At 54.1% G+C, this 11,787-nt stretch carries 5 protein-coding genes and 1 tRNA gene; 3 read left to right on the top strand and 3 right to left on the bottom strand.

The annotated features are described in order from the left end of the window. Window positions 1–3: 3 nt before the first annotated feature. The 3 genes from IPI29_03700 to IPI29_03690 all read right to left on the bottom strand — a co-directional run bounded on the left by IPI29_03700 (window position 4) and on the right by IPI29_03690 (window position 10,415). Window positions 4–4,644, bottom strand: coding sequence for a choice-of-anchor D domain-containing protein (locus IPI29_03700; protein MBK7411640.1), 4,641 nt, complete (start codon window positions 4,642–4,644; stop codon window positions 4–6). A gap of 14 nt (window positions 4,645–4,658) precedes the next feature. Then, window positions 4,659–7,856: a choice-of-anchor D domain-containing protein gene (locus tag IPI29_03695; protein MBK7411639.1), complete on the bottom strand. Its 3,198-nt coding sequence runs from the start codon at window positions 7,854–7,856 to the stop codon at window positions 4,659–4,661. Window positions 7,857–9,374: 1,518 nt separating this feature from the next. After that, window positions 9,375–10,415 (bottom strand): LD-carboxypeptidase, encoded by a 1,041-nt coding sequence (locus tag IPI29_03690; GenBank protein MBK7411638.1) that lies wholly within the window; start codon window positions 10,413–10,415, stop codon window positions 9,375–9,377. A 152-nt stretch (window positions 10,416–10,567) separates the two neighbouring features. Here IPI29_03690 and IPI29_03685 point away from each other — a divergent pair. The 3 genes from IPI29_03685 to IPI29_03675 all read left to right on the top strand — a co-directional run bounded on the left by IPI29_03685 (window position 10,568) and on the right by IPI29_03675 (window position 11,776). Next, window positions 10,568–10,654 (top strand) — tRNA-Ser (locus tag IPI29_03685). 43 nt (window positions 10,655–10,697) lie between these two features. After that, complete coding sequence (locus IPI29_03680; GenBank protein MBK7411637.1) at window positions 10,698–11,339, top strand: sigma-70 family RNA polymerase sigma factor; 642 nt, start codon at window positions 10,698–10,700, stop codon at window positions 11,337–11,339. Further along, window positions 11,336–11,776 (top strand): LytR C-terminal domain-containing protein, encoded by a 441-nt coding sequence (locus tag IPI29_03675; GenBank protein ID MBK7411636.1) that lies wholly within the window; start codon window positions 11,336–11,338, stop codon window positions 11,774–11,776. Before IPI29_03680 ends, IPI29_03675 begins: the two co-directional genes overlap by 4 nt. Window positions 11,777–11,787: the final 11 nt, after the last annotated feature.

The following is an 11,787-nucleotide window of genomic DNA, read 5'->3' as shown; positions in this document are numbered from 1 at the left end:
GGATTATCGGATGACGATGAACTGCTCCACGGCTGCAAATGGCCCGCTGGAGAGGCGGATGGTGTAGGCACCTTGACCAAGGGTGTCAACCGGAATCGGGAGTTCGTAGGATCCTGCAACGAGCCCTGTGAGAGCAACGGAGCGGACGGTTCGGCCCGTGGCATCAACGATCTGGAGCTCAGCCGACCCCTGTAATCCAATGGAGAATGGAACGGTGATCTCAGAGGATGCCGGTGATGGACGTGGTGGGTCGAGTCGGTACTGGATGCCCGAAATGGAAACAAGCCTGCCCTGCGCAAAACAGACCACGTGCATTGAAATGGATGTTGAGTCGCCACTCTCATCAAGACATGTATACGGCGATGCAAGAGCTAACGTTATCGGCAGTTCTGTGTCGGCAGTGAGATACGTGTCAAACAATGGTGTCACAAGTCTTCCCGTAGTCAGCTGCGTACTTCCGTCCGACGTGCCGATGAGCTGCATCGTACCGGGGGCAATGTTCTGTGCAGCAAAGGACCACCCAGGCGCTGTCCCGTTCCCAAGAGACTTGTACCGCATCGATGAGGCCGGATGGGTGATCGTCACCGTAAGTATGGTTGGGGTGAAGGGGGCTATCTGGCTCACGTTCACATCGATCGGTAGAGCTACCGGTACGTCGATGGTGGCGGTGGTTGCGCCGGACATCGCAATGCTGATGGGACGTGATGTTCCGGTGCCGGATACGTTGATCGTTAGATCGAGCGACCGAGGATTCTCATAGGCGAACGTGGCCGCAAACCGGCGTGGATCCGGAGGCGTGAAGATCACGGTGATCTCCTGCGCGCCGCCTGCAGGGATGGTGAATGGCGGAGGGGGCTCACAACGGAATGCACCTACGTCGCCGGTTGCCACAACGCGCGGTACGAGAAGCGACGTTGTAGGGTCGTCGTTCACAAGCTCTACAACCGCTGTGTCAGTGAGACAGGAGAGGATGGTATCCATCAGCACCGGCGGCAGAACACTGCGTTGAAGTCCAACGCCGTCGACCAATACTTCTGTGCGTGCATACGGTGGAATGTCTTCCGGACCCGGACGTCCATCATGAAGAACATCGATGTTCACTGCGCGAAGACCTGCCCCCTGCGGAGAGAAGGTCACAAAGACGTCAACAGAGTCGTTCGGTGCGAGGATCAGAGGGAAGGGGCCGGGCACAGCGCTCCAGGTGAAATCGCTCTGCACGGATGGGAGTTGGATACCGTCGATATGGAGTGGCCATGTAGCGTCACGATTCCAAATGCGAATGAAGCCTGGCTCATTGCTAACAGTGCCTGTGAGCACCGGAAGGAATGAATACCCACGCGCTTCGCAGATAGGCTGATATCCAAAGCCATGCATGGTGCCGATAAGCGTGGAGTCTACACCCTTTGCATCAACTAGAACAGAAGAGACAAAAGATCCGCGAGTGGTTGGTATGAAGGTGATCGGGATGCGAATGGTGTCCGAAACACCGATCGTGACCGGCAGAGAAGGAAGAGTAGCTGAGAAGCCCGTGCCTGCTGTGTCGACGAGGTTGAGCGAGGTGACTTCAACATCCACCGTGCCGTTGTTGACGATGTTGATGGTATCCATCGATACGGTGCGCAGTCGTTTGTTGCCGAGGTCGATGCTGGAGACGGACAGTTCGGGTTTGATGCCTTCGCCAAAGATCTGTGTAAAGGCAATGCCACATTCTGTTGGAAGATTGAGATCGATCTGTGCCTGTTGAGGTCCGGGGATCGTTGGTGTGAAGGTCACACGCACACTGATACACTCTCCGTACTTGAGAGTGAAAACTCCGGACGGTGTTACTTGGAAGTCCGACGATCCGCTGATGGCAAGGAATCCCCGAACGGTACCTCTGCGCTCACTCTTGAGGATACAGTCGATCCGTTGTGTCGTTGACGTACCAACGATTTGACGTCCCATGTCGATCGTGTCCTGCAAGATCCATGGGCACTCCAAACGCCCTTCGCCTTCAACATCAAAGAACACGATGTTCTCACATGATCCATAGATGGTGATGCGTGCTCTGCGTGTACCGATAACAGTGGGGGAGAACGAGATCTCAAGTGAACGGATCGCGCCGGTATCGAGGATCACACTGTCGAGATCATCGATCACAGCAAAGTCCTTTGCTGCCGGTCCGCTGATGATCACACTGTCGATCATCAAGGGGGCTGTTCCGATGTTGCGAAGTGCCGTTGTGCTTGACTGCGTAGACGCACGACCGATAGCCGTAGAGTCGAACCGTACCGTATCGAGATCGGTCTTCAAGATCGGCTGCACGATGCGGAAGGTTTTATCGGAGACGTCTTCGGTCGAAACGCCGAGTGTTGACTTTGTGACCCACACATCACTCTGCCCCTTATTGCTGAGGGTAACAGGTGGGACAAGGGGCACGGTGTAGTTTCCGCGATACGAACCTGTGGCGTAGTGGTAGCCGGACCGATCAGTGGTGGAGAGCGGATCATCCTTGGAGGGATCCACTGCATCGAAGTTCGCACGGATGTTGGGCTGTCCGGCAGAGGATATCGTTACGGAATATGGCATCGGCCCGAGATCTGGTACGTCTACCTCATCGAGTACGGTTCCTGCATAGCCCCTTGCACTAACGATGTATTCGCACGTGCCGGTGATCGTTGCTTCAATATCTCCGGATGCATTGGGCTTCACCTCAAGACTGTTGATGTCAACATATCCCGTTGTGAATTCATTGCCACCGAGCGTGATCCGCCACAGGAGAGTTCCATTGGAACGGAACTTATAGATGAAGGCATTCTGAAGATCGCTGGGCATACGCGTCCAACGGTCTAGTCCATACGTGATGTTGGAACCCGTTACAGTTCCGGCAACATACACGTTGCCATCGCGATCTGTGGCCACACGAACGATACGTTCCGTAGATCCAATGTCGCCCTTGAGGAGCGTAGCACCAAGAACTGCACCGGTGTTATCGAGTTCTGTTACATATCCGTCCGCTGCGTTGAAGACGGCGTTGGCCGTAGTTGGACCGAACTCTGTCTGTCCGATGAACGATCCACCGATGTATATACGACTTCCGTCAGGGGCAACATCGATCGCGTTGACCTCTTCTGTACCCATGCCCCCTGTACGAGAGGCCCAGATGTATCGCTCACCGGAAAGAGTGCGAACACGGATACGTCCGGTTGGACATCCGGCCGTGGGCTTCCATGGGAACGAACCGCCAAGAGCCGTATCAGCTAGGATGACCCATTCGACTCCGTCGCATGAATATTCGATGGTGACGGATTGGTACGAAGGTACACCGGTCCACGTGATGCGCGTTTCTGTACATGTGCTTAGGACATCACCGCCGTTGGGAGACGTAAGAATAACATTGCCGCCGCCGGCAACGAGAGTGACAACGGGAATACACAGTGGATTGCCGGCAAGGGTAAGAGTCCCCGTTCGAATGACCCGATCAGCCCCTTGCGTGAATTTCACCGTGATCTGTTTAGACTCTCCCTTCTTTAATGTGAAGGGGCTAAAGCCAACCAGTTGGAAGTAGGCAGGTGTAGAGATCGAAGCAGATGTTACGGAGAGGTCGGTGTTGACTGCAGTAACCGTACACGTCAGGTTCAGACTCTGCAGCGGAGGTATGTCTCCGTAGACAAGTGTAGACGGGACCGCCTCCAATCGCACAAGGGAACTATCCGGCGTAGTGTAGTAGACCTTGGTATCTGGCTGCCGGCCTCTACGGAGCTGGATGGTTGCCGTGCGCATCCGCAGATCATCGTTGCAGACAAGAGGGGATATCCATGAGATGGTGCAGACCTTCTTGCTGATCGCTTCAAGGGCGAGGACGCCAACAAGATTCACCAGCGACTCCTCTGTTGCGATCATGCTTCGGCCACCGGTGGATCTGCAGATGGTGGCGATCGAGGGATCTGTGCGGTTGATCATCAACGTCACAGAGAAGATCCGTATCCCCTGCGCTCGGGCGAGGGTGATCACCTTTTGTTCGAATTCCTGTCGCTTCGCAATGTCGGGATTCGGCGCACCATCGGTGATGAAGAACGCAACTTTGGGGATAGACGGAGTGCGTTGCTGCATTTGATCGAAGACGTTGGGAATTCCCAGAAACGATACTTCGTAGTTCGTGGCCGAGAGCGGGGTGAGACGTCCGATGGCAGCTAATACCGGGCCCGGAGTTGTCTGCCAATCACAAAGGAGTCTGCTCTTGCCGGAGAATCCGATGATACTCACCGCAGTCTCGCCATTCCATGGGAGTCTGTCAACGAAGGCCCGAAGTGCCTCTTTCACGTATTCGATCCGACGCTTCCCGGACGGTAGAAGCTGATCCATCGAAAGCGATTCATCAACGATCAGAACAACACTGGCCGACGTGCTCGATGCATTGGTGATGCAGTTGTGTGAGACCGTAGAGGTGAGATCGACGTTCTTTCCATCTGTCGTGGTCTCGATCACACGAAAGTCTCGTGCCGTGAGATCATCGATCGTGGCGCCTGTTTCGTCAAGAGCGAAGTAATTCGCCGTGATGCGAGGATAGGCGTCCGTAACGACGTTGTAAACAGAAAGCTCCTGCCCGAGGGCAGGAGCTAGTAAGGTTAGAAGCGTTACGAAAAGTGTGGTGAGGGGTCGCAAGAACTACTCTTTGATCAGCGAACGATCACAAACTGTGTGGAGGCAACGTATGGTCCACTGTTCATGCGCAGGAAGTATACACCGTTCGCAAGACGTTCAGTGCTTACGTCAAGCAGGTACACGCCCGATGGCACAACAGGTGTTACATGTTCCGAGACGATGTTGCCAACGGCGTCAACGATCTGGAATGTTGTTGCGATGGAGAAGCCGGTTGAATATTCAACGGCCAAACGATCACGCACCGGATTGCTCTGTGGTGACTTCATCGAGAATTGCTCCGTACCGATCGTGATGAGACGTCCGGCGGTGAAGCAGATCTGATTCATCTCAATACTGCCGGCATCGCCAGACGGAATAAGACAGCTCAACGGTGTTGTGACCGCCATCGTGACTGGCAGTGAGGAGTCGGCATTGAGGTAGATATCGAATGCCGGCGTAACGAAACTGCCAACCGTTAGCGGAGCTCCAGTAGACTGAGCAAGCACAACTACGTTGCCGCGGTTGATCGTTGGAGTAAACGTCCAGCCCGCCATCGATGGAGCCTTGAACGAATTGAATCGCACGTAGTCCGGATCGTGGGTGAACGTGAGCGTGAACTCCGTTGGCATCGCGTTGCCAAAGTCTGCAACATTGTAGTTCACAACAACCGGTGTAGAGATCGTCTGACCCGAGGTGCCTGAAACGATGTTGTTGAACCTGAAGTCCACTGGCGTAGTGATGCCTTCACCACTGACACTCACATTAAGTTTCAGAGACTGATCGTTTGCGAACGAAAAGGTTGCGGCTGTTAGTCCGACTGCCGATGGTTGGAAGGTAATGCGAATGACCTTTGACCTACTAGGCGGTATCTGGAAGTCCGTTGTTTGATCAATGATGAATGCCGAAGCATCACCAGTGGACGTCGGCGCTAGAACGTTCAGCGGGTACTGGTTGCTTGGATTCACGATGGTAAACGAATCCGTCCGCATAGCACAGATCAATGTGCGTGGGAAGATCACCGGCGGTAGGTCCGATTGATCAAGACCAACACCGGATACAACAACACACTCTTCATCATACGGCGGAACGGGTCCGGGACCGGGCTTTGCGTCATGTGTAACACAAACGCGGATGGTGTTCATTCCAACCACGGCCGGAGTGAATGACACAGGAAGCTCGATGAAGCCCCCTGGCTGAATGGTTGCCGGGATAGGAGGTTGAGCACCTACCCACGCGAATGTTGTTGTGGCAGATTCAAAGTCGACCCGCTCAATATGAAGGGGGCTTTCATTGTCCATATTCGTGATCACAACCTTGCCTGTCTCAGGAGACGTTGCACCGGCTGTCCACGCATTGAATGTGTATCCCTCTGCCTTTATGGCTGGGAGGAAGCCAAAGCCCTTTGCTTCACCAACGAGCTGGGCTGCCTGACCCTGCACCGTGCCGAGAACATTCACCGAATGTGCTCCACGCGTGCGAGGGGTATAGACCACAGGGATCTTGATCGACGCACCCGGAGGAAGAGTCTGTGGTGCCGGAAGGGTAATAACAAAGTGTGGATCAGTTGGATTCGAAAGCGAGAACGCCGTTATCACGGCAGGGTCGTTGTTGAGATTCGTAACAACGATCGTGTCGTTCACCGGCGTTTGTACACGTACTCTGCCGAAGTCAACACTATCGATCGCAACGCGGGGTTCAACGATCTCAACTGTGATCGTTCCAGTCTGTGTGCCGCACACCGCCGGCAGGCCAAAGGCAATTGTCATCTGCTTGATGCCGGCCGACTGCGCCTTGATATCAATGCTGAGATTCAGGCAGCTATCTGGCTTGATCACAAAATCAAAAGGAGTGAGCAATGCGAGATCATTGTCCTTGGAAACAATTGACATCTTACCAGAGACAACGAGTACTCCGGTGTTCTTCAGTGCGCATGAGATCTGTTGGGTTGTACCCTGACCAAGAACGAACTTGCCAAGGTTCACCGTAGCGCTGTTTTCAAGATCGCAACCGGCGATCGCGTTGCCCTCGAGCAAGACTTGTGCTGTGGCATTGCAGTTTCCGATCACTTCCATAAGTGCCGTTCTCACACCAGTTGCACTTGGCGTGAAGGCGATCTCCAATTGCAGCGTCTTACCTGGCAAGATGCGTTGGTTGAGGTCGGTGCTTGTTCTGCGGAAATCAGCTGCGTTAACGCCAACAATATTGATGGCCTGAATCGTAACAGGGAAGGACCCTGTGTTCGTTAACGTCGCGGTTGCAGAACCCGGTACTCCGCCGATCGGAGTGTCGGGTGTGAAGATGATCTTCGCTTCAACAAAGGAAAGCTGTGGTGCTTGTACAGTGAATGAGGTCGGGCTAGCCGCACTCGAAGCTGGCGTGGAACCATTCTTTGAGACAAAGACGTCTGTGAGTCCAAGGTTTGGAAGGGTGATGGCCGGCGGAGTGAATGACTTCGGTCCGGAATACGAATCTGTATCGTAGACGAAGTTCATGGCATCGGTTGCGCGCTTCGATTTGTAGGTGACACCCGCTGTAGGTGCTGCAGCATTGATCGTGATCCGAGGATAACCGCCAACATCGTACACTACATAGTAGTTGCGGTTCCCAGCTGCCGCAGGTCCGCCTCGTTCGATCGTGCCGCCACGGTTTACACCGACCTCGATATACTTATTGAATTGACCAACAATGACAACCTCGGGATTGTTCGATGCATCATAACGAATGCCGATGTCCGTGCAGCTGGCCCAGCTGCCTTGCGTTGCTGATCCCTTACTGATGTTCGACCATGCAAGGGAACCATCCGGTGCGAATTTGAACACGAACATGTTTCGTGTATCAAGAGGAGCACGTGGTGTAACAGAGAACCCGCCGAATGTTGCCGTTGGGCTTGAAGTATATCCGGCCACATAGTAGTTGCCTTGGTTGTCTGTCACGACGCCGATGACGCGTTCGTCGTTCGAGGCAGTACCTGTGAGCAACATCGTATTCGTGATCGTTCCGTCGGAATCAAACTCTGCTAAGTATCCGTCGGTGTTACCGGCCATGTTCGCTGAGGTTGCAGCGCCGATCTTGGTTGGACCATCGAAGTATCCCGATGCGAAGATCTTAAGACCGTTTGGCTGCACAGCCACTGACGTGGCCGTTTCCGCTCCTGCACCACCGAGTTGTTTTGCCCATTGGTATTGAGCGGTAGGGGGACACAGAAACACGAACTCGATAGGCCGTGCCGGCACGTGGTGGAAGCCACTTGTACACGAGACCAGTGGCTGCAGCTGAGATCGATTTCCAGGTTGTGCCGTTGTCTTCGGAGTATTCGAGCGTGACAGGTTGTGTTGGGAGAACACCTGCCCATTTGATCGTGACCGTGTCACACGTGGAGAAGAGCTCGCCCCCTATCGGCGATTGGAGAAGGATGAGTCCTGTGCCACCAACGAGGGTGATGTTCGGCGGGCATGGAGATCCGGCGAACGAAAGTTGTGCCTGACGGAACGCCTGTGTCGGACCTTGCGTGAATTGTACACGGATCACGCGCTTTGCATTCGGGGCAAGGTTGAATGGCGTGAAGTTCGGTTGGTTGAGCGGATAGTTCCAGTCGACCACCTTGAAGTAGGTGGCCGGTACGATATTGAACGCCGTAGCAGCAAACGTTGCATTCTGTGCTGTGATCGTGACGTTGGCATACGAGGCATTGCTTTGTGGAGGATCGCCGCAGAAAAGAACGGGATCACTCACATCAACCTTGGCAACACTTTTTGGTGGTGCCAGGTATTGGGCCGTGGCCGTTGGGTTGGCGCCACGTTTCATCGTAATGACGGCTGTTCTGTTCTGGCCTTGCTCGTTGCATGTGTAAGGGGCTATCCAGCTGATCTGGCACACCTTGGTCACTTGCGTTTCTAGGGCAAGGTAGGAGAATAGATCTATGATCCCTTTCTCATCGGTCACAACAGCTTTGCCACCTGTTGCACGAGCCAAGGACTCAAGCGTCCAGTGCGTGAAGGTTTCCTTGATCGTCACACTGAAGAAACGAATGCCTTGTGCTTGAAGCTTCTGCGTGTTGTCATTTACGAACTTGATCTCGTTGCCGATCGCTGGGTTCGGGTGTCCGTCCGTGAGAAAGAAACAGTACTTTGGAATGTTTGCCGGACGCTTTTTGAATAGTTCAAAGATGTTGCTCGGCGCGTCAAACGGAAGTTCGTAGTTCGTAACGGTCTGCCATTTCAGGTTGACCAATGAGTCTAAGATCGGTTGAGCGCTGCTGACCCATTCGTTGATGACCACGTAGTTCCCGGCAAAAGAAACCAATGACACACGTGTTTCACCGATGAATTTGATGCGATTGACAAATGCACGCACAGCATCCTTGGCTGTTTCCCAACGTTGTTTGCCATCAACAATCTCACTCATTGACTGGGATCGGTCGAGTATGATCACAATGCTTGCTTCCGGATCCGTGTTCTGAGCCACACACGAGTGCGTCAGCGAAGCCGTGAGATTCACCGGCGTTCCGCCCTGTGGTGTCTCCACGATCGAAAAGTCCGCTGCCGTAAGATCGGTGATCGGAACACCGGTTCCGTCAAACGCTACGTAGTCGGCCGTGATCTTGGGGAATGCAGACGTGTTCACGCCGTAGACGTTGATCGTCTGTGCGAGGACGGATGTTCCTGCAAGCGCAAGGGTGACGGCTAGAAAGAGGGTCATGCGCAAATGATGCATGATCGTCCTTTTACAAAGTGGAGAGCTGATGTTCATATTCATGTCCGTTCTGCCACGGCAGGTTCAAGCAGACGCAACTGTTTGTTCGTTGCATCAAGCTCGGCTCGTACACCGATTGGCATGGTGAGTTTGTTCTTGACGTGACCTACGGGCAGTCCGTAGATGACCGGGATACCGATCGACGCGATCCGCTGTTCAAAGACTTGTTCTAACGTAAATGACGGACCGGTGATAGAGGTTCCTTTGGCCTCACAATCGCGGAAGTTTCCAAGGGCGATTCCTTTGCACGATTGCAGCTTCCCGGCCAGCCAGAGCTGTGTGAGCATTCTATCCACACGATATGGCTCTTCATTGATCTCCTCGAGGAAGAGGATCGAATCCGTTGTGTCGATCTCGTACTTCGTGCCGAGGGTACTGACGATCATAGCGAGGTTGCCGCCCGTTAACCGTCCCTGAGCCAGGCCCGACCGGATAGTGGTAAGGCGTTGATCAGAGAAGGTGAGACGCTTGGGGTCAGAGGAGTCCACTACGGTCTTCAACGAATCAACCGTGAAAGCATTGAATGTGGAGGACGCCACAGGACCATGGAAGGACACAAGTCCGCTGATCTGCTGTACGGCGATCAAGAGCGCCGTGATGTCGCTGAAGCCCATGATGAGCTTCCCGGCCTGACGGATCGAGGCAAAATCAAGCATCGGCAGAATGCGCATCACTCCGTATCCGCCACGAGCACAGACCACGGCGTCAACATTGGGATCTTCGATGAATCCCATGAATTCCGACGCACGGTCGGCATCCGGTGCTGAGAGGTAGCCGTTCCTGCGCGACATATTGCGCCCAAACTTCACCTTCACCCCCCAAGCTGTGCAGAGGTCGACGAAATCCTTGACCTCCGAGGCGTTGGCAGCACTTGCTGGACAGACGATCCCTATAGTTGAACCCGGGCAGATACCTTTTGGTAGGATCCGCGAACGCCCTGCAACAGAGGCATTCACGGTATCCGTGGAAGTCCCTGCTGTGAGTACACTTGATGCCACCGGAAGGGTAGCGAGTGCCTGTATGAACTGGCGTCTTTTCATGGTATCGAACACACCTCTACCACCCCACATGTGGTGGTCAACAAATGTACGAAGAGGGTAGGCCGCAACCATCGCCGGATTTTCTCCTGAATACCTGCAATAACTCAAAACGGGATAGAGAGTTACCGCTGTTCGCCGTATATTGCGCGGACGGAAAGGTGCAAGAGTGGTTGAATTGGCACGCCTGGAAAGCGTGTGTACCAGCAATGGTACCGCGGGTTCGAATCCCGCCCTTTCCGCACACACAGAAGGGGAACATTCGCGTTCGCATATGAGTGATCTATGAGTGACACTCCGCAGCAGGCGGCGGATTCGTCCAGCGAGGACGAAGCGATCATCCGTGACGTGCTTGCAGGGAACACGAATGCCTTCGCAAAGCTCGAACGGAAGTACCGGCGTATCGTGTCCTTCCTCATCCGGAAAATGATCCGGGACGAGGAGGATGTGAACGATCTGGTCCAGGATACGTTCGTAAAGGCCTATCAGGCCCTTTCTTCGTTTCAGTTCGAATACCCGTTCTCGAGGTGGCTCTATAAGATCGCCTCAAATAGGTGTATTGATCACCTGCGTCGGCGTCGGTTCGCGATGGTCTCTCTGGACACTCCACTGCGGTCAAAGGACGGAGGAGAGTTCTTTATGGAACCGGAGGACCGAGGACCTACACCGGATGTGACACTTCTGGCAAATGAGCGTGTTGCCATGCTCAAACAGGCTCTAACGACCCTTCCGGAGAGATATCGGGAGGTGATACGGCTCCGGCACGACGAAGAGCTGGAGTATCAGGAGATCGCCGATCGGCTCAAGCAACCGCTCGGGACTGTAAAGGCAAACCTCTTCCGCGCAAGGAAGATGCTCTTGAAAATGCTTCTGAAGCACGGGAGTCATTTCGAAGAGTATATGGATGACGTTGAGGATGACGCATGACAGCCGAACGACGGAGACCGATCTGGCCCTGGGTCCTGATCGCCGCTCTCGGTGTTGTTGTGGTTGCATTCCTCGGGTCCCTCGTATGGCGATTGATCAACCCTCCGGTCTCACCACTGGTGAACGAAGATGATCCGCGCAGTACGATCCAAGTGGATGTTGTGAATGCCTCCGGTAGGCAGGGGGCAGGCAGGCATACACTCGAATTCCTTCGCGAGCGTGGATTCGATGTTGTAAAGATCTCTTCAACGGGGGATCGACCAAAACGCTCGCTGGTGATCGATCGCATGGGCGACAAGGTCTCGGCGCGAAAGATCGCCAATGCTCTTGGCATCGCCGATACATTGATCGTCACGGAGATCGATTCCATGCGGTTCGTCCGGGCTACCATCATGCTCGGGTCGGACATTGACAAACTTGAACCTTTTCTCGACTGACATAAAAGGAC

The organism is Ignavibacteria bacterium (assembly GCA_016707005.1).
Taxonomy (GTDB): Bacteria; Bacteroidota; Ignavibacteria; order Kapaibacteriales; family Kapaibacteriaceae; genus UBA10438.
The sequence above is the reverse complement of the archived record's forward strand: the minus strand, read 5'-3'. Positions and strand labels throughout refer to the sequence as shown.